At 59.9% G+C, this 20234-nt stretch carries 14 protein-coding genes and 5 tRNA genes; 6 read left to right on the top strand and 13 right to left on the bottom strand.

The window, feature by feature from the left end:
• The first annotated feature begins 16 nt into the window (after positions 1–16).
• The 6 genes from AC07V5_RS14185 to AC07V5_RS14160 all read left to right on the top strand — a co-directional run bounded on the left by AC07V5_RS14185 (position 17) and on the right by AC07V5_RS14160 (position 5840).
• A complete protein-coding gene (locus AC07V5_RS14185; protein ID WP_495116316.1) occupies positions 17–580 on the top strand; it encodes a hypothetical protein in 564 nt (187 codons plus the stop codon).
• Positions 581–625: 45 nt separating this feature from the next.
• A complete protein-coding gene (locus AC07V5_RS14180) occupies positions 626–1453 on the top strand; it encodes a hypothetical protein (RefSeq protein ID WP_495116315.1) in 828 nt (275 codons plus the stop codon).
• A gap of 17 nt (positions 1454–1470) precedes the next feature.
• Positions 1471–3303 (top strand): type IV secretory system conjugative DNA transfer family protein, encoded by a 1833-nt coding sequence (locus AC07V5_RS14175; protein ID WP_495116314.1) that lies wholly within the window; start codon positions 1471–1473, stop codon positions 3301–3303.
• A gap of 491 nt (positions 3304–3794) precedes the next feature.
• Positions 3795–4184 (top strand): hypothetical protein, encoded by a 390-nt coding sequence (locus AC07V5_RS14170; RefSeq protein WP_495116313.1) that lies wholly within the window; start codon positions 3795–3797, stop codon positions 4182–4184.
• Positions 4185–4196: 12 nt separating this feature from the next.
• Entirely contained in the window at positions 4197–4979 is a 783-nt protein-coding gene (locus AC07V5_RS14165) for a hypothetical protein (RefSeq protein ID WP_495116312.1), read from the top strand.
• A gap of 252 nt (positions 4980–5231) precedes the next feature.
• Positions 5232–5840: a hypothetical protein gene (locus AC07V5_RS14160; protein WP_495116311.1), complete on the top strand. Its 609-nt coding sequence runs from the start codon at positions 5232–5234 to the stop codon at positions 5838–5840.
• A 118-nt stretch (positions 5841–5958) separates the two neighbouring features.
• Here AC07V5_RS14160 and AC07V5_RS14155 read toward each other — a convergent pair whose 3' ends face one another.
• From AC07V5_RS14155 to AC07V5_RS14095, 13 genes are all read right to left on the bottom strand, one after another.
• Positions 5959–7248, bottom strand: a complete 1290-nt coding sequence (locus AC07V5_RS14155; RefSeq protein ID WP_495116310.1) for a tyrosine-type recombinase/integrase — start codon at positions 7246–7248, stop codon at positions 5959–5961.
• A 303-nt stretch (positions 7249–7551) separates the two neighbouring features.
• A complete protein-coding gene (locus AC07V5_RS14150; protein WP_495116309.1) occupies positions 7552–8853 on the bottom strand; it encodes a site-specific integrase in 1302 nt (433 codons plus the stop codon).
• Positions 8854–9071: 218 nt separating this feature from the next.
• Positions 9072–9147: transfer RNA gene (locus tag AC07V5_RS14145), tRNA-Gly, on the bottom strand.
• Between the two features lie 57 nt (positions 9148–9204).
• A tRNA-Gly gene (locus AC07V5_RS14140) sits at positions 9205–9280 on the bottom strand.
• A gap of 13 nt (positions 9281–9293) precedes the next feature.
• A tRNA-Cys gene (locus tag AC07V5_RS14135) sits at positions 9294–9367 on the bottom strand.
• A gap of 76 nt (positions 9368–9443) precedes the next feature.
• A tRNA-Gly gene (locus tag AC07V5_RS14130) sits at positions 9444–9519 on the bottom strand.
• A gap of 92 nt (positions 9520–9611) precedes the next feature.
• A complete protein-coding gene (gene lon, locus AC07V5_RS14125; RefSeq protein WP_495116308.1) occupies positions 9612–12026 on the bottom strand; it encodes an endopeptidase La in 2415 nt (804 codons plus the stop codon).
• Positions 12027–12085: 59 nt separating this feature from the next.
• The gene (gene clpX / locus AC07V5_RS14120) at positions 12086–13357 is read right to left on the bottom strand and encodes an ATP-dependent Clp protease ATP-binding subunit ClpX (RefSeq protein ID WP_495116307.1); all 1272 of its coding nucleotides are present in this window, start codon (positions 13355–13357) and stop codon (positions 12086–12088) included.
• 133 nt (positions 13358–13490) lie between these two features.
• Positions 13491–14099, bottom strand: coding sequence for an ATP-dependent Clp endopeptidase proteolytic subunit ClpP (gene clpP, locus AC07V5_RS14115; RefSeq protein ID WP_495116306.1), 609 nt, complete (start codon positions 14097–14099; stop codon positions 13491–13493).
• 200 nt (positions 14100–14299) lie between these two features.
• Positions 14300–15613 carry a trigger factor gene (gene tig / locus AC07V5_RS14110; RefSeq protein ID WP_495116305.1) on the bottom strand — a complete coding sequence of 438 codons (1314 nt, stop codon included), beginning with the start codon at positions 15611–15613 and terminating at the stop codon, positions 14300–14302.
• A 31-nt stretch (positions 15614–15644) separates the two neighbouring features.
• Positions 15645–15731: transfer RNA gene (locus AC07V5_RS14105), tRNA-Leu, on the bottom strand.
• 159 nt (positions 15732–15890) lie between these two features.
• Positions 15891–19073 (bottom strand): efflux RND transporter permease subunit, encoded by a 3183-nt coding sequence (locus AC07V5_RS14100; protein ID WP_495116304.1) that lies wholly within the window; start codon positions 19071–19073, stop codon positions 15891–15893.
• Positions 19074–19085: 12 nt separating this feature from the next.
• Positions 19086–20213 carry an efflux RND transporter periplasmic adaptor subunit gene (locus AC07V5_RS14095; RefSeq protein WP_495116303.1) on the bottom strand — a complete coding sequence of 376 codons (1128 nt, stop codon included), beginning with the start codon at positions 20211–20213 and terminating at the stop codon, positions 19086–19088.
• Between the last annotated feature and the right edge of the window lie 21 nt (positions 20214–20234).

Genomic DNA, 20234 nt, shown 5'->3' with positions numbered 1-20234 from the left:
TGAAACGAGGCCCGCGATGAATCAACGCAAACATACTATTGAGTCCATCCCCCTTGCTTCAATCGAGGCCAGTACACCGTCAACGAAGACTAGAGTACGTTCTGCAACTGGCTTCTGGAGCTTTCTTCGAACCGTGTTCATTGGATCTGCAGGCCTTGCCATTATTGGTGTTCTTGCAACGCTGGCGGGCAGTGCGTGGCTTACGGCGAATCAGCGGGCTGAAGCAGAAAAATCTCAGCCCTGGGTTGATCCATCTTTTACAACGACAGCCGTTACTACTGGCGGCCTACTCGCGAGGTGGATGGATAACGACGGAGACCTTTCGAATGGTCATAGCTACATCAAAGGCATCTACGACCTTTGGAAAGTAAAGCATGCCGCCGAGTGGGATATGTTTCATCATCTCGGTGGCGACGATGCAATTTCCAAGCTTCCTCAATTATGGCTGCTCGAACTCAATGCCGACTATGCCGCTATTCAGAAAGCGGCCATGGAAATGCGAGGCACCCGCTCGTTATTACCACCAAAAGCCTCGTCAGCGCCGAACAAGTATGACGCGCCTAATGCAACACAGTATTAGTATTCAAGCACAAGCCGCCACACGCTCTCAGCGAAGGTCATCTCAATGAACGACCAGCCTCGCATAAGGGACGCCTCACCAGCGCGCCCTGTTGAATCTGCTTCGGAAACAGCTGTAAAACGTCCTCAAAATCAAGTGGGATTCTGGGGGCTTCTGCGCACAGTGTTCATAGGTTCAACGGGCTTAGCAATCATCAGCGTTGCGGCCATTCTCGCGACCAACATTTGGCTCACGACAAATCAGCGTGCTGAAGCAGAAAAAACTCAGCTGTGGGCAGACCCGTCATTCACAACTACCGCAGTCACCACCGGAGGCATGCTCGCCCGCTGGATGGACAACGACAGTAATCTTTCCAATGGCCACAGCTACATTAAAGGCATTTACGATCTTTGGAAGGTCAAACACAAGAATGAATTTGAACAGGCCATCCAAGACACCAATGGCATGCCTCAGCTCTGGACTATAGAGTTCCGTATAGATGCGCAAGCAATGGCTCTGAACGACAAAATGCAAGTGCGACGACAAGGGAGCACCATCGCCAGGCAAGCCCTTGAATCAATGCTTAACAGCGGTCGACGGGAATTCTACGAGGACCCCTTCAGAGAGTTATTTTTGAAAAAAGGAAACCGTCTCGAATTAGGCGACTACATTCGTCTCTTTAAAGAGGAATCATTCAAACAGGGGTTGGCGCTTGGCGCCCTCTATCGAGCGGACGAAATAATTACTCGGCTATGGAGCAATCCGAACACAAATATCCCGGCAATGGAAGCCAGCATGCTGGCCGAGGTCGAGAATATGACCCCCATCAAAGAAGAACAAATACTATTCAAGCAAAGCATTGAAGCGACCCATCAGCGGATAGCTCGCTGGTAATTTCCCAAAAGAAACCCATGCCGTCACCATTTATTGATCGCAATGAAAGCGCCGACCCTGCCTTGGCGTCATCACGATGGGCGCGGGCAACCGACATAGAAACACCCAACGCGATTTGGGGAGATCTGATTGACTATGAAGATGCCTCACCTGCGCTATTGATTGGCGAATATCCAACAGGCCGAGATGCCTCTACATGCCGCATAAATGGCGGCGGCGAAGATTTTGACGAATACGAATATCGCATTGGAGAGAACGCCGCCTTATTTTGGAAGGATGATCGTCACCTTGTCACAATTGCTGGCAGTCGCGCTGATAAAGGCGTTGCAGCAATCGTACCGAATGTTGCTCTCTATGGCGGTTCACTGTTAGTAAATGATCCCAAAGGCGAGGTTGCGAGTCTTCTCGCTGAACGGCGTGGGGCCGGCTCTGAAGCGATTCACGGCCTAGGTCAAGAGGTAGCTGTTCTTGATCCTTACGGCGTTGCAAACATACCAGACGCGTACCGTTCTGGCTTCAACCCGCTCGACTTACTCGGTGAACATAACAAACACAGTGTTGCTGATGCCGGTGAGATTGCAGCAACGTTCAGCCACGGCGAGGCGACCGGCGCATCGCGCCATTTTGATGAGCGAGCCCGCGCCTTAATCGAAGGACTTATTCTTCACTGCGTAAGTTCGGAACCGCCTGAGCGTAGAAATCTTGTGACGGTATACGAATATGTCACCATTGGCATACGCCCACCGGATCAAGCGCGAGACAAGGATACGCAGAAGCTTCCTGATCCATTCGAATGGCTGCTTAGGCTCATGTGTGCCAATCAGGCTTTCGGCGGTACTGTTGAAGCTGCAGCGCGAATTTTGAGCCGCCTCGGGCCCGATGAATTTGGTGGTGTGATATCGACCGCAGATCGCATGCTGTCCTTCTTGAAATATGAAGGCCCCCGGGAACTTTTCTCGCGCTCGATGGCATTCGAGCTATCAGCGCTAAAGACTGCCCCTATGGGCTGCTCGGTTTTTATGTGCTTGCCCGTCTCGCGACTGAGTACACATGCTGCCATGGTGCGCATGCTCATTCAGCAAACCATCACCATCATGGAGAGAACGAAGGGCCAGCCACGAACCGGCCTACCTGTTTTGATGGTTCTTGACGAATTCGCGACGCTTGGCCATTTGCGTGTGGTCGAGGACGCCGCTGGCTACATGGCCGGGTTCGGGGTGAAGCTGTGGGCCATCCTTCAAGACCTTGGCCAGCTCAAGTCGCTCTATCGGGATCGCTGGGAGACGTTCCTGAACAATGCCGGCGCCATCGTGGCTTGGGGCAACGCAGACCTGACGACACAGGAGTACCTGTCACGTCGCCTCGGTCAAACAGAGCTGCGACGCTTCACTTACAGCTCGAGCAGCGGCGAGTCGTACGGCAATGGAGCGGCGGGAAATGCTAATGCCGACGTACGCAGACAACGCTCCATCAGCAATGGACACTCATCGTCTGCGAATGACGGTGAGAGCGCGAGCGAGAACTTTCAGCTCGCACCATTGCTCAACCCTGACGAAATCGGCATCCTTTTCAGCCGCGAGAGTCAACGCATGTTGGTCTTGATCAACGGTTGTCATCCGCTCGTACTTCGACGCGTGCGCTACTACGATCGTTTTGAGTTCGTAGGCAAAGTCGGCCAGGCCGACGAGTTCCCACGCCTCACGGCCGGCTGGGAAGAAGCCAGAGCATTCCGCGAGGAGCGGATCAAGCAACACACAGCGGTAGAGCCACAGCCCACCAGGTCGACGGGCCTACGAGCGTGGGTGGCAGGGAAGTTTGGCCGAGCGCAAGACGCTTCAGCTCAAAGTTAATGGTGCCCCGAACCGGGGTCGAACCGGTACGCGCCCTCACGGGTTAGCGGCGGATTTTCTTACCCACTACGACTTTTGCCGCCGCAGCTCTTGCCGCGTTTGGGGTCTGGAGTGCGCCTTGGCCATGACGCTTCGATGCGCGTTAGGCCCCCGCCGTCCACTCTCTACACCTTCCCTCTCGGGCTTGGCTCGGCGTTGCCTCGGGCGACTGCCCAGGGGGTTCACCGACTTTGACGGGATTCACACCAAGGGTTTCCGCTTGGGTGCTCAAATTTTCTTTAAGTCCGCTGTGTCTACCAATTTCACCATCGGGGCACGCTGCGATTCTAGGGCAAGGGCGTACAGCGCGGCTCCATGACTGGCGCCGCTAGCGCAGAGGTAAAAAGACCCGGGGGAACGTGCTTGTGAAGTCACGGAGCCTCCCATACGCTAGGGGCCGCTCGCCTCTCCTGTTGCTCTGCGAAGAGGCCGACGCAAAGGGAGGGAAACCGATGTCAAGCGATGCCAAAGATCCCGAGACTTTGATTTCACGGGTACTGCGCGAGCTAACTGCCTTAGTCACGCTCTGGCACGAGCGAAAAGGTGTTTTCGTGCTCTTTGTGGTGATCGCGGTCGTAGCCGGTGGGGCGGGGGCATATTCAATATTTTTTAAGCCGCCCGCAGCTATTACCGTAAGCACCGCGCTTCCTACATCGCCTTCAAACCCATCGAGCACACCAGCAGCCATTGCTGCTGCACCTTCAGCCTCGCCTCCTCTTCAGGCTCAGGTAAGCGGGACAACAGCTAGCCAAGCAAGCAACGATATTTGCTCACCGAATATGGCGGGTGTCATTGTGTCGGGCGGCATTGAAATCAGATGCCAAAAACCTGTCGAAAAATAGGACGCGCGAAACATGAAAAGACTCTTGCTCATCTTGTTTTTTGCGGCATTAAATGGCACTTGTACAGCTCAGACCTCAAGCACCCAGGGCGCGTGCAGCCCAACATTTACGCAAGTAAATGCTGGAAATATCACCATAATGTGCGACCAGGGACGCAAGGAATTGCTCAAGATTCTGGACAACATGAATCGCCAACGCGAGAGCCAGAAACTTTCCAATGAGCAAACCAAGGCGCTTATTGACTCGATGAACGCCACTCTTCCAGCAATACTTAGCGCACTTGATGAAATGAAGAGCGGCCAGGCGAAAGTGCTTGCTGGCATTGAAGAATTACTGAAACGTTCAGCGCGGAGTCAGGACAGCGCAGAGACGATTCAAGAATCGATCACACCCGAAAGACTTAAGCGCTTCGTCCCTCCCCCGTCAGGCGGCATGAATTTAGACGCTGAATCCTGTCAACGAGACGGAGGTGGAGGCATCGCATGCTTGTTGGTCATTACCAATTTCAATGCGACAACGGAGTTCGGAATTCAGTTTGGAACCTGTTGCGTTATCTACGATCAACGAGGAAACGAAGCCCGAATTACTTACGCCATGATTGGCAATGTTGGCGGTCCATTCTCACGACACACAGGCTACGTTCGGAGCCAACTCATTCAAGACGTTCAGACAAGGGTGGTCATTACGTTTGAGTCATTGCCCACCGGGGCGTCCCTCGTTAAGGAGATGCGGTTGAAGCTAAAAATAGCCGGCCGCTTCCAAAGCGTGGCGCTTCGCGACATACCGATCCGCTAAGTTATTCATCTCGAATCACATAGCAAACCAGAAATGCCGGGGCGAATTGCAAAAATCCTTTATTTGCTGTTGGCAGCATTTGCCGCGATAGCCCTCGCCGTATCGGCCTACGTGCTACTGGATGGACCGCAGAGCGCTAGTCCTCTGGTTTCGCCTGCCATAGCTGCAGCGTCCCGGCCAGCTAGCCAAGCAAGGCCCGAATTGCCGCCGGCAAATGTCAACCAATCAAGCTCCGCGCCATGCTCACCCAACATGGCTTACGTCAAGATTGATGGCAACATAAATATTGATTGCTCTCAAACACACCTGCGAATTACCCAGCACCGAACGGAGCCTACTCCAATTCGTGACAACGGGTATCAAGATCCAAATCCTGCATACGCGCCTGCCGCAACGCTGCACGGCAAGACTAATCAAATAGAAGACGCGCAGCAGACGCCGAGCGCGGCAATTCCTGCTTCAGCAACTGCTCGTGCAGCTCTCAACGTTCCTCGCGGCCTCAACGTCGAGTCGACGTTCTGTCAAAGAGATAACGAAAATCGGATCACATGCCTCATGGTTGTGACCAATTTTGAAGTGCCTATCGAGTTTGGAATTCAATTTGGCAATTGCTGCGTTATCTACGATGAACGGGGCAATAAAGCCCGGATTGTTCACGCCATGATTGGCGACGTTCAAAGTGCATTTACAGAGTACACGGGCTACATTCGTGGCGTACTTGCTCACAATATTAAGACTCAGATGGTGTTCATGTTCGAGTCAATGCCTGCAGGCATGACGCAAGTTAAGGAAATGCAACTAAAGCTCAAGATAGCGGGACGCTTTCATCCTTTAACATTTCAAAATATACCGATTCTATAGTATTGCGGACGGCATAAGGCCTAATCCATGAGCAATGCTTGCAAGCAGGGGCTGAACCCCATTTGCAAGAGCCGCTAAACGGCTCTTGTCAAGAAATGACCTCCGTCATTTCGAAGAGCTAAGACGAAACCTTTGTTTCGTTCGTCATTGAAGCCCTAGCGTGCCTTGCTTTGGATGCGGCGCGCTTAGGTCGTACGACGTTGATTGCCGCAGCATCGAGTGTGTTTTTAATGTGAGCTGCATAGAATCTCTCAATCATCTCGACGCTCGTACGACAATTCTTGGCAATCTGATAAATGTCAGCGCCCTCTGTGAGGCGCATGCAGATATAGGTGTGCCTTAAGCTATAAGCGGTGCGCCGGTTCCCGTCGCGATCCTTTTTTAAATTGGCGCGCGTGAGCACGCCATTAAATAGCTTGATGTGGTTGCCCGGAAAAACGGGATCCGTCGGCTGCGGATAGCGCATCTCTTGAGACCCTTCAGCCGCGTCCTCGCCACGGTTGCGCCTGGCCCTTTTGGATTGGGACGGACCAACCGGGCGCTGTCGCTGAAGCAAGCGTTCGTAGGGCTGCACGGCGCTCGGCATGCTCTTGCAATAGCCAACCCCGCGCTTTCCCCTCACCTCAATTTCAAGGATGCGCTTCCCGGTGGCATCGTCTTCAGCGATCAGCACATCGCGATGCTGAAGGTTCTTCGCCTCATCGGGGCGCAGACCAGTGTTGGCCAGGAAGAGCACGAAGTCGTGCACCTGCTCGGCGTGCCACCGAAACCGTTCAGGCGCCTCGCGCGCGTAAGCCCGAGTAGCCTCGTAGAGCTGCTTGTACTCTTCGGGACTGAACCACGGCCTATGAACGATCTTGCCCTGTGTGCGGTAGGGCATCGATAGGTCTGGCAAAGATGTAAGCCAACGATGGCGAATGGCCGTCTTGAGGGTTTGGCGCAACGTCACGATTTCATCGTGCAAAGTGCTGCGCGCTGGCTTCATGACCTTGCCGTTCTTGTCGACCCGCGACGTCATGCGGTGCATGCGGTATTCCTGCACCTTGCCAGCGCTGATCTCTGAAAGGCCCATAGCGCCGAGAAAGGGGTTGAGGTGAAGGCGCAGTCGCAAGGCGTGGCCTTCAACCCACCGGGGGCTGCGATGCCCCTCGGTGATGACTTCATATTCCTTGAGGAATTGAGCTGAGGCTTGCTCGAAGGTCTTCTCGGAGACGAGAAGGCCTGCTCTGCTCTTCCCCGACAGGGTGAGAAACCAGTCTTCAGCAATCTGCTTCGCGAGTGCGAAGCTTTCCTCTTTTGTACTTGTTCGGTGCTGCTTGCCGGCGATGCTCGCCGAGCAATGCCAGCATCCGCTGTTTGGCCGTTGGTAAAGCTGGGCTTTGCCGCCCAGGATTTTGTGTGTTGCCACGAAAAACCTCCCGTTCTTTTTGGACCTGCAACCTATGGTTATCAGGTTGAGAACGGGAAGTCAAAAATGTGCTAGCGCTGTGATAGTAGATTTACTCCTACTCTCGCTGGCCCCAGATTTCCGGACTATTGATTTAATTGAGAAATCTGGTTGCGGGAGTAGGATTTGAACCTACGACCTTCAGGTTATGAGACAGAAAGTCTACTCTTTAAGTATCTGATCTAATTAGATAAATCACCCACAAAACCAGAAATGTGCTAGCGCGTGTGCTAAAACTGTGGATATCTCAGCGTCCTATAAGCGTTATGCAGGGTCAGCTTCCAACGCCGCAGCATTGGATGCCTTCCTTCTTGCTGCCGATGCCTTTGGTTTGCGGACATTGATCGCCGTCGCATCGAGCGTATTCTTGATGTGGGAAGCGTAGTACGTCTCAATCATTTCCACACTTGTCCGACAGTTTTTGGCAATTTGGTAGATGTCGGCGCCTTCCATGAGCCGCATACAAATGTATGTATGCCGAAGGCTATACGTCGTGCGCGCGTTTCCCTCGCGGTCGACCTTGAGATTAAGCTCGGTCAGGATCGCATTGAATAACTCACGTTGAATGTTCCCGAACACCGGATCTGTCGGTTTAGGGTTCTTACGTTTCTTCAGACGTTGGTACGGATACACGGCACCGGGCATGCTCTTGCAGTAGCCGACCCCGCGTTTGCCACGAACTGCGATTTCAAGGATGCGCTCGCCGGTGCCGTCGTCCTTCACCACGGTGACGTCGCGATGCTGGAGGCGCTGGGCCTCATCAGGCCGGAGGCCCGTGTTCCCCATGAAGAGAACGTAATCGTGGAGCTGCTCGCATGCCTCGCGCCAGCGCTCTTTCTTGGGATTCTTGGCACGCTCACGCGTGGCCTCGTAGAGCATGCGGTACTCGTCAGGAGAGAACCAAGCCCGATGCACGACCTTGCCCGAGGCTCGGTAGGCCACCGTCATATCGGGAAGAGCCGAGATCCAGCCCTTGCGGTTCGCTGTCTTCAGCACCTGGCGCAGCGTGACGGACTCACTATGCATCGTGCTGCGTGATGGACGGATCGGCTCGCCGGTCTTCGCGTGCTTGCGGGACGTTTGCCGGTGGACGCGGTATTCCTGGATCAGGCCTGATGTGATCTCGACCACCGGCCGATCCGCGCCGAAGAACGGCAACAGGTGCATGCGGATCTGGTCAGCCTTCTGCTTAACGTAGCGAGCATTGCGCTCGCCCTGCGTGATGATGGTGTATTCGGCCTGGAAGGCCTCGCAGGCCTCGCCGAAGGTCGGGCCGGAAGGCGTTCGCCGACGCCGACGATCCGTCGTCGTGTCGGTTCCGATGGGAGGCTGGACGGTCCCGTCCAGCAGAACAGCAGCGGCATCGCGGCGGCGACGCCGTTCCTCAACGTAGCGCTGCATGTACCACTCGCGGGCGAAATCAAACGCGAGCGCAAGGTTGTCTTCTTTGGTGGTTGCTCGATGGTTGCGGCCACCGAGGTACGTCGAGCATTGCCAGAACCGGCTGTTCTCACGTCTGTAGACGTGGAGCTTGCCATCGAGCAGGGTGTGCTTCTCGTCCGCCATGCTGCACCTCGAAAAATGTGCAAGACATGTGTAGGTTAGCTTTTTTCGCCGAAACGCACCTAACTCTTTGATTTTTAAGCAGAAATTTCGCTGTGTGAAAACAGATTTCTGCTTTTAAGTCCGCTGCGTTTACCGATTTCGCCACCCAGGCGGCGGGCGGATTATCCGAGCCGCAAAAAGAAAACGGGAGATCCGATCAACGAATCTCCCGTGAAGTTTGGAGCGGGATAAGAGGCTCGAACTCTCGACCTATACCTTGGCAAGGTATCGCTCTACCAACTGAGCTAATCCCGCATTTCGTCCGGCACCGACTTTTACATCGGAGCCAAACATCGGTGCGAACCGATTTTATGGAGCGGGTAACGAGGCTCGAACTCGTGACCTCAACCTTGGCAAGGTTGCGCTCTACCAACTGAGCTACACCCGCATGAGTGCTTTTTTGGAGGCGCGATCCGGAGTCGAACCGGACTAACCGGATTTGCAATCCGGGGCATAACCGCTTTGCTATCGCGCCGCCGTAAACCCAAGCCAGAGCCGTTTGGCGCGACCCTGACGGAAAAGGGAAGCCTGGGCTTCCCTTTCGGAAAAACTGGAGCGGGATAAGAGGCTCGAACTCTCGACCTATACCTTGGCAAGGTATCGCTCTACCAACTGAGCTAATCCCGCTTTGTTCCTCTAGACAATCAGCTATGCAGCTGCCTATCTAGCGAAGCTCGCATTGTAATCCAATTTTTGGTCGGATGACAAGCCAGTCGCACTCAGTGCGCCGCAACCGTGCTCTTGGCTGCAGCCTCTTCCGGCTTGGCGGCAGCCACGGCCACCTCCTCGTCGGGCAGCGGCGTGGGCATGGTTTCCAGCGCCACCTCGAGAACACGCTCGATCCAACGCACCGGCACGATCTCGAGCTGGTTCTTGACGTTCTCGGGGATGTCCTGCAGGTCCTTGACGTTGTCCTCCGGGATCATCACGGTCTTGATGCCGCCGCGATGAGCCGCGAGCAACTTCTCCTTCAGGCCGCCGATGGCCGTGACCTCGCCGCGCAGCGTGATCTCACCGGTCATCGCCACATCAGCGCGCACCGGGATGCCGGTCAGCGCCGACACGAAGGCCGTCGTCATCGCAGCACCCGCGCTCGGGCCGTCCTTGGGCGTGGCGCCATCGGGCACGTGAACGTGCACGTCGCGCTTCTCGAAGACCTCGTCCTTGATGCCCAGGCGACGTGCGCGTGAACGCACCACCGTCCGAGCAGCCTCGACGGATTCCTTCATCACATCGCCCAGCGAGCCGGTGCGGATGATGTTGCCCTTGCCCGGCATCGCAGTGGCTTCGATGGTCAGCAGATCGCCGCCCACTTCGGTCCATGCAAGGCCGACCACCTGGCCAACCTGGTTCTTCTTCTCGGCGCGGCCGAAGTCGTACTTGCGCACGCCCAGGAAGTCGTTGAGGTTGTCCTCGGTGACGGTGACCTTGCCTTCGTAGGTCTTGAGCTGGATGCCCTTGACGACCTTGCGGCAGATCTTGGACATCTCGCGTTCAAGCGAGCGCACGCCAGCTTCACGCGTGTAGTAGCGAATGATCCCGCGCACAGCAGACTCGGTGACATCCAGCTCTTCGTCCAGCACGCCGTTGTTCTTGCGTTGCTTGGGCAGCAGGTAGGTCTGAGCGATGTTGACCTTCTCGTCTTCGGTGTAGCCCGACAAACGGATGACTTCCATCCGGTCCAGCAGGGCTGGCGGGATGTTCATCGAGTTGGACGTGGCCACGAACATCACATCGGACAGGTCGAAATCGACCTCGATGTAGTGGTCACCGAAGGTGTGGTTCTGCTCGGGGTCGAGCACTTCCAGCAGCGCCGATGACGGGTCGCCGCGGAAGTCCATGCCCAGCTTGTCGATCTCGTCGAGCAGGAACAGCGGGTTGCGCGTACCGACCTTGGTCAGCGACTGCAGCACCTTGCCGGGCATGGAGCCGATGTAGGTGCGGCGATGGCCGCGGATCTCGGCTTCATCGCGCACGCCGCCCAGCGCCATGCGGATGAACTTGCGGCCGGTGGCGCGAGCCACGCTCTGGCCGAGCGAGGTCTTGCCAACGCCCGGGGGGCCCACCAGACACAGGATGGGCGCCTTGACCTTCTCGACGCGCTGCTGCACCGCGAGATATTCAAGGATGCGGTCCTTGACCTTCTCGAGGCCGTAGTGGTCTTCGTTCAGTACGTCCTCGGCATTCTTGAGGTCGTGCTTGATCTTGGTCTTCTTGCTCCAGGGCAGGTTGACCAGCGTGTCTATGTAGTTGCGCACCACCGTCGCCTCGGCGGACATGGGCGACATCAGCTTGAGCTTCTTCAGCTCGGCGTCTGCCTTCTTGCGCGCCTCCTTGGGCATCTTGGCCGCGATGATCTTCTTCTCGAGCTCCTCCATGTCGGCGCCTTCTTCGCCGTCACCGAGTTCCTTCTGGATAGCCTTGACCTGCTCGTTCAGGTAGTACTCGCGCTGGCTCTTCTCCATCTGACGCTTGACGCGGCCACGGATGCGCTTTTCGACCTGCAGGATGTCGACTTCGTGCTCGAGCAGGTCAAGCAACTTCTCCAGCCGCTTGGCCACTTCGGACAAGTCCAGCACGGCCTGCTTGGCGTCGAGCTTGAGCGGCAGGTGGGCGGCGATGGTGTCCGCCAGGCGACCCGGATCGTCGATGCCGCCGATGGACGTGAGGATCTCGGGCGGGATCTTCTTGTTGAGCTTGACGTACTGGTCGAACTGCTGCGTGACGGCGCGGCGCAGGGCCTCGACCTCAGGCGCATGCTCGGTCTCGGGCGGGATGGGAGTCACTTCAGCAACGAAGTGCTCACCCGGCTCGGTGATGGACAGCGTCGTGGCGCGCTGCAGGCCTTCGACCAGCACCTTCACGGTGCCGTCAGGCAGCTTCAGCATCTGCAGGATGCTGGAGACGCAGCCGACTTCGAACATGTCTTCGGGCTTGGGCTCGTCCTTGCCGGCGGCCTTCTGGGCGACCAGCATGATCTGGCGGCCCGCTTCCATCGCAGCTTCCAGGGCCTTGATGGACTTGGGGCGCCCGACGAACAGCGGGATGACCATGTGCGGGAAGACGACGACATCGCGCAGCGGCAGCAGCGGCAGCGTAATGGGGTCGGCGGGGAGGATGGGATGTCCGGACATGAAGACCTCTCTTTCTCAGGCCGAGATATGGCCTGAGGTGGCGATTGCAAGTTGAGGGCTTAGGCGCTGGCCTTGGCTTGTTCGCGGTAGACCAGCAAGGGACGTGCCGATGTGTCCTCGATGTTGTGCTCGTCGAGCACAACCTTCTCGACACCATCGAGCGCGGGCAGGTCGAACATGGTGTCGATCAGCGACTGCTCCATGATGGAACGCAGGCCGCGGGCGCCGGTCTTGCGCGCCAGCGCCTTGCGGGCGATGGCAGCCAGGGCCGGCTTGCGGATTTCGAGCTCGACGCCGTCCATCTCGAACAGCTGCTGGTACTGCTTGACCAGCGCGTTCTTGGGCTCGGTAAGGATCTGCACCAGGGCGTCCTCGGTCAGCTCGCCCAAGGTGGCGACGACGGGCAGGCGACCAACGAGTTCGGGGATGAGGCCGAACTTGATGATGTCCTCCGGCTCGCACTCGCGGAAGACCTCGCCGACACGCTTGTCGGACTTGCTCTTCACGGTCGCGCCGAAGCCGATACCCGACTTCTCGCTGCGGTTCTGGATGACCTTTTCCAGGCCGTCGAACGCGCCGCCGCAGATGAACAGGATGTTGGTCGTGTCGATCTGCAGGAAGTCCTGGTTGGGGTGCTTGCGGCCGCCCTGCGGAGGCACCGAAGCCATCGTGCCTTCGACGAGCTTGAGCAGCGCCTGCTGCACGCCTTCACCGGACACGTCCCGCGTGATGGACGGGTTATCGGCCTTGCGCGAAATCTTGTCGATTTCGTCGATGTAGACGATGCCGCGCTGCGCGCGCTCGACGTCGTAATTGCAGTTCTGCAGCAGCTTCTGGATGATGTTCTCGACGTCCTCGCCGACGTAGCCAGCTTCGGTCAGCGTCGTTGCATCGGCGATCACGAAGGGCACGTTCAGCAGGCGCGCCAGCGTCTGTGCCAGCAGCGTCTTGCCAGAGCCCGTCGGGCCGATCAGCAGGATGTTGCTCTTGGACAGCTCGACCGAGTCCTTGCTCGTCGCCATGTGGCGCAGCCGCTTGTAGTGGTTGTAGACCGCGACGGCCAGCGTGCGCTTGGCGACGTCCTGGCCGATGACGTATTGGTCCAGGCTGGACTTGATCTCGCTCGGCACCGGCAGGTCGGATTTGCCGGCGCGCGCAGCGGGCACCGGTGCAGGAATCTCATCGCGGACGATGTCGTTGCACAGCTCGATGCATTCGTCGCAGATGAAGACGGACGGACCGGCAATCAGCTTCTTGACCTCGTGCTGGCTCTTGCCGCAGAACGAGCAGTACAGAACTTTTTCGCTGGAAGTGCCTTTTTTGTCGGCCATAGGTCTGCTCGGGAAATGCCAGGGAACAGGCGGGTGCCTGAATGATGATAGTCCAAACGATCTCGGGGCCCTTGTGGGGATAAGGGCCCCGATTTCACTGCGAATCCGGGGGCCGGTTACACCCCCTCACGACTCAGGGCCGGTGCTCCAGCACCTGGTCGACCAGACCGTAGCCCTGGGCCTCGGCCGCAGACATGAAGTAGTCGCGCTCGGTATCCGACTGGATTTTCTCCAGGGTCTGGCCTGTGCGCTCGGCCAGGATGCGATTCAGGGTGTCGCGAGTCTTCAGGATTTCACGCGCATGGATCTCAATATCCGTGGCCTGACCCTGTGCGCCACCGAGAGGCTGGTGGATCATGACCTTGGCGTTGGGCAGCGAGAAGCGCTTGCCCTTGGCGCCGGCTGCGAGCAGGAAGGCGCCCATGCTGGCCGCCATGCCCATGCACAGCGTCGACACCGCGGGCTTGATGAAGTTCATCGTGTCGAAGATGGACATGCCGGCCGACACGCTGCCGCCAGGGCTGTTGATGTAGAGCGAAATCTCCTTGTCGGGGTTTTCGCTCTCCAGGAACAACATCTGCGCGACGACGAGGTTGGCGACGCCGTCGTTGACGGGGCCGACCAGAAAGATGATTCGCTCACGCAGCAGGCGCGAGTAGATGTCGTAGGCGCGCTCGCCCCGGCCGGACTGTTCGATGACCATGGGGACCAGCCCCAAGTTGTTGGTGTCGAGAGCGCTCATTCAGATCCTTGAAGACAAAGCAATGTTGGCTGTTATGGGGGCAGATTATGGCCACGCAAGATTAGGCCGCTTGCGTGTCGGGTCACGAGGCAAAGACAGGCTCAGCAAATAAGCCCTGCTCGCCATCGGTTCACGCGCGAAAAGCCCAGAAAAAAGGCGCCGTGCCTTGCGGCGCGGCGCCTTCGTCAAGCGAAGGGCTCTCAGTTGCCGGTGGCCATCAGCTCGTCGAACGGCAGGGCCTTGTCGCTGACCTTGGCGGTGGTCAGCACGAAATCCGTGACGTTGTTCTCGACGACGACAGCCTCGACTTCGGCCATGCGCTCACGGTCGGTCAGGTACCAGCGCATCACTTCGGCGGGCTTCTCGTAGCTCTGCGACAGCTCTTCGATGTGAGCTTGCAGCTGGGCCGGCTTGGCCTGCAGGTTGTTGGTGCGCACCAGTTCGGCGACGACCAGACCCAGGCGCACGCGGCGCTCAGCTTGCGGCTTGAAGATGTCGGCGGGGATTTCGGCCTTGTCGGCATCCTTGACGCCGCGCTTCTTCAGGTCCTCGCGGGCCTGGCCGACCATGCGCTCGGCTTCGCTCTGCACCAGCGCGTTGGGCACGTCAAGCTCGGACACCGCCACCAGCGCGTCCATCACGTTGCCCTTGTTGCGAGCCAGCACGCGGAACTTCACTTCGCGCTCGAGGTTCTTCTTGATGTCGGCGCGCAGGCCTTCGACCGTTGCATCCTTGATGCCGAGCGACTTGGCGAACGCCTCGTTCACTTCAGGCAGGTGCTGGGCTTCGATCTTCTTGACGGTGACGAGGAAGTCGGCTTCCTTGCCGGCCACGTCCTTGCCGTGATAGTCCTCAGGGAACTGCAGCGGGAAGGTCTTGCTTTCGCCGGCCTTCATGCCACGCACGGCGGCGTCGAACTGCTCCAGCATCTGGCCTTCGCCGATCAGGAACTGGAAGGCTTCGGCCTTGCCGCCAGCGAAGGGCTCGCCGTCGATCTTGCCTTCGAAGTCGATGGTGACGCGGTCACCGGCCTGGGCCACGTCGGCAGCCGGGCGCTGGGCGAAGTTGCGGCGCTGCTTGCGCAGGATCTCGACGGTCTTGTCGATGGCTTCGTCGGTCACGTCGCTGGTGACGCGCTCGACTTCAGCAGCGGCCAGGTCGCCGATCTTGACTTCAGGGTAGACCTCGAAGACGGCGTCGAAAGCCATCTGGCCTTCGGGCGCCTGCTCCTTCTGCTCGATGCGCGGTGCGCCGGCAACGCGCAGTTGGGCTTCGTTGGCGGCGCTGTTGAAGGCGGCACCGAGCTTGTCGTTGACGACTTCGTACTGCACCGAGTAGCCGTAGCGCTGGGCGACGACGTTCATCGGCACCTTGCCGGGGCGGAAGCCGTCGGCCTTGACGGTGCGCGCCAGCTTCTTCAGGCGGGCTTCGACTTCGCTGTTGATCTCAGAGGCCGCCACGTGCAGGGTGATGCGGCGTTCCAGCTTTTCGAGGGTTTCGACGGTGACGGCCATGATGGACTCGGGAACAGTTGAAGGACAGTGGTGGTGCGCGGGGCCGGACTCGAACCGGCACGCCCGTGAAGGCGTCAGGACCTAAACCTGGTGCGTCTACCAATTTCGCCACCCGCGCGGTCTGGGTTGGGTTGCCTTCACTGACATGGGCACTTGCGTGACCCTTGCAGAACGTGGCAACCCCGTAGGCGATTCGGCAAACCGTCGATTGTAGCGACCTCGCGCGGTCTACCTGCCGCCCCGGTCCACGGGGCGGCAAAACCCTGACGAAACAGCGTCAGAGCTCGCTGCTCACTTCGGTGTCGTCATGCAGCCTGCTGTGCATGCGGCTGTGCTCCTCGGGCCGCTGCACGCGGAACCAGGCCGCGTACATGGCCGGCAAAGCCAGCAGCGTCAGCACCGTGGCGACGATGAGGCCGCCCATGATGGCGACGGCCATCGGCCCCCAGAACACGCTGCGCGACAGCGGGATCATGGCCAGCACCGCCGCGGCCGCCGTCAGCACGATGGGGCGGAAGCGCCGCACAGCGGACTCGACGATGGCCGACCAGTCCGGTACGCCGCGGGCACGGTCCTGCTCGATCTGGTCGATCAGGATGACGGAGTTGCGCATGATCATGCCCATCAGCGCGATGACGCCCAGCAGCGCGACAAAGCCGAAGGGCCGGTTCAGCAGCAGCAATGCGCCCGCCACGCCAGCAATGCCCAGCGGCCCGGTCAGGAAGACCAGCATGGCGCGGCTGAAGCTCTGCAGTTGCAGCATCAAGAGCGTGAACGTGATGAACAGCATGATGGGCACGCCAGCCGCGATCGAACCCTGGCCCTTGCTGCTCTCCTCCACGGCGCCCGCGATGTCGATGCGGTAGCCGATGGGCATCTTCTTCTGCAGCTCGTCGAGCTGAGGCCAGACCTGCTTGGTCACCGTCGCGCCTTGCAGGCCTTCGGCGACATCGCCCTGCACCGTCACCGCGTAGTTGCGGCCCTCGCGCCACATGACGCCCGGTTCCCAGGCGAACTCGACCTTGGCGATCTGCGTCAGCGGAATCGCGCGGCCAGAAGCGGTCGGCAGATAGGCGTTGGCGATGTCGGTGATGACGGCGCGCTCGTCCTGCGGCTGGCGCAGCACGATGTCGATGAGCTTGTCGGCCTCGCGGTATTGGCCGATGACCGTGCCCGACAGCAGCGTGCGCGCCGCCTGCGCCAAGCTTTGGCTCGTGACACCCAGCGCCCGCGCCTTGTCCTGATCGACATTCAGCTTCAGCGTCTTGACGTTCTCGTTCCAGTTGTCGTTGACGCCGCGCATGTTGGCGTTGGTGCGCAGGATGTCCTTGGCCTTGTCGGCCCAGTCGCGCACGATCTTGGGGTCGGCGCCGCTGACGCGGAACTGCACCGGATAGGGCACAGGCGGGCCGTTGGGCAGCAGCTTCACGCGGCCACGCGCCTCGGGGAACTCCTCGGCCAGCACGAGTGGCAGGCGCTTCCTCAGTTCCTCGCGCTCGGCCAGGCTCTTGGGCACCAGGATGGACTGCGTGACATTGGCCTGCGGGAAGATCTGGTCCAGCGGCAGGTAGAAGCGCGGCACGCCCGAGCCGATCCAGCTGGTCACCGTCGAGATGCTCGGTTCCTTCAGCATGCGCGCCTCGAAGCGCCTGGCCAGCGCCTCGGTTTCCTGGATGGTCGAGCCCTCGGGCAGCCACAGGTCGACGAGCACCTCGGGGCGGCTGGAGTCCGGGAAGAACTGCTGCTGCACACGCCCCATGCCGACGATGCCGAGCGCGAACACGAGCAGCGTGATGCCAATCGTCTTCCAGCGGTTCTCCACGCACCAACGCACCACGCCACGGAAGCGGTTGTAGAAGGGCGTGTCAAAGAGCTCATGCACCTCGCCTTCGGACGCATGCTTGCTCTTCAGCAGCAGCGCGCCGAGGTAGGGCACAAAGTAGACCGAGACGGCCCAGGAGATGACCAGCGACGCGGCCGTCACGGCAAAGATCGCGAAGGTGTATTCACCCACGGTGGACTTGGCCAGGCCGATGGGCAGGAAGCCCACCGCCGTGATGAGCGTGCCGGTCAGCATGGGCATGGCCGTCACGTCATACGCGTACGTGGCGGCGTGCATCTTGTCGTAGCCCTCTTCGAGCTTGCGCACCATCATCTCGACGGCAATGATGGCGTCATCCACCAACAGCCCGAGCGCGATGATCAGCGAGCCCAGCGAGATCTTGTGCAGGCCGACGCCCCAATAGAACATCGTCGTGAAGGTGATGGCCAACACCAGCGGGATGGTGATGCCGACAACCAGGCCGGGCCAGATGTCGATGCGCAGCGGCTTGGTGTGCAGGCCCAGCGAAATGAAGCTGACCGCCAGCACGATGACGACGGCCTCGATGAGCACATGCACGAACTCGCCCACCGAGGTGGTGACGGCCTTGGGCTGATCCTGGATCTGTTCGAGCTGGATGCCGGCCGGCAGGTCGCGCTCGATGCCCTTGAACGCGAGGTTCAGGGCCTTGCCCATCGCGATGATGTCGCCGCCCTTGGCCATGGACACGCCCAGTGCCAGCACGTCCTTGCCCTGGTGGCGCACCTTCGTCGTCGGCGGGTCGACATAGGCGCGCTTGATCTCGGCGATGTCGCCCAGGCGAATCTGGCTGGCCACGCCGGTCTGCGGGTTCACCGCGCGGATGGGCACCTCGGCCAACGCCTGGGCCGACGTGAACGCGCCCTGCACGCGCACCTGGAAGTTGGCGCTGCCGGCATTCAGCAGGCCCGCGCTCTCGACGGCGTTCTGCGCGCCGATCTGGTTGATGACCTGGGTGAAGTCCAGGCCCAACTGCGCGAGGCGCTTCTGCGAAACCTCGATGAAGAGCTTCTCGGGCTGGATACCGAAGATCTCGACCTTGGCCACGTCCTTGACCTGCAGCAGCGCCTGGCGCACGCGGTCGGCGTGCTCACGCAGCTCCTCGCGGCTGAAACCGTCGGCCGACAAGGCATAGATGGAGCCGTAGACGTCGCCGAACTCGTCGTTGAAGACGGGGCCCAACACGCCCTGCGGCAGGCTCGCGCGCATGTCGCCGATCTTCTTGCGCGTCTGGTACCAGAGGTCGGCCACCTCCTTGGGAGGTGTGTTGTCCTTGACCTGGAAGATCGTCAACGACTCGCCGGGCTTGGTGTACGAACGGATCTTGTCCGCGTGGTTCACCTCCTGCAGCGTCTTCTCGATCTTGTCGGTGACCTGGTCGGCCATCTGTTGCGCCGTGGCGCCGGGCCAGAAGGCCTGGATGACCATGGCGCGGAAGGTGAAAGGCGGGTCTTCGTCCTGGCCGAGCTGGAAATAGGCGACGAAGCCCATCAGCATCAACACCACCATCAGGTAGCGCGTCAGCGCCGGGTGCTCCAGCGCCCAGCGCGAGACATTGAAGCCGCCGACGTGGGGCTGTTTGGTGATCGGGGAATTCATGGACGGCCCCGATCAGCGTGAGGCTGCGGAGGCCGCGGGGGCTGCCGTCACACCGGTGGTGCGCGGCGGTACGTAGCGTTTGACCTTCTGCCCAGGGTTGAGCACATGCACGCCGGCGACGACGACCTCCTGGCCGGCCGCCAGGCCGCTGACGATGATGACCTCGTTGCCCTCGGCGCCGCCCACCTGCACGGCCACGGGCTTGACCGTCATCGACGCGCCGTCCAGCATCCAGACCGAGGTCTTGCCGCCCTGCTGCAGCACCGCCGCGAGTGGCAGCTTGATGACGCCGGCCATCTGCGGCAGGTCCAGCACAACGGTGGCGGACTGGCCCAGGCGCACGTCCAGCTTGCCGGCGTCGGCCTTGATGAGGAAGGTGCGGGTGGCGGGGTCGGCCGCAGCAGACACCTCGCGCAGCGTCAGCGGGTAGGTCTTGTCAGCACCCCACAGCCGCACCTTCAGCGCGCCGGCCACGCCGGCCGCCGCCTTCACGCGGCTGACCTGATCCTCGGGCACCGAGAAGACGATGTCGCGCGGGCCGTCCAGCGCCACGCGCACAACGGGCGTGCCAGCGGCCAGCACCTGGCCGGGCTCGGCATCGATGCCGGTCACGACGCCGGAGCCGTCGGCCACGAGTTGCGCGTAGCCAGCCTGGTTGCCCTGCACATCGGACTGGGCCTTGGCCTGCTCCAGCTGGGCCTGCGCGGCCTTGAAGGCTGAGTCGCGTCGCTCCAGTTCGGCGGCGCTGATGAAGCCCTGGCGCTGCAGGTCGACGAAACGCTTGTAGTCGGCACCGGCCTGGTCGCGGTTGGTGCGCGCGGCAGCCACACCGGCCGTGGCGGCTGCTTCAGCCAGCTTCAGGTCCTGGGCGTCGATGCGGGCCAGCACCTGGCCGGCCTTGACGGTGTCGCCCGGATTGACGGCCCGGCTCAGCAGCTTGCCGTTGACGCGGAAGGACAGCCGCGATTCGACTCGCGCCTTCACCTCGGCCGCATACTCATGGCTGGCACTCGCGTTGCTGGCGCTGACGAGCTGGGTGCGCACCGCACGCTCGGGCTCGGGCGCGGCGGGCTGCTTGCCACAGGCAGAGAGCAGGGCCGCCAACAGCAGGGGCGACGCGAGACGCAGAAGATGGGACATGCAGACCTCGGCAGGGGTGAA

The organism is Roseateles sp. GW821-FHT02E12 (assembly GCF_059421665.1).
The sequence above is the reverse complement of the archived record's forward strand: the minus strand, read 5'-3'. Positions and strand labels throughout refer to the sequence as shown.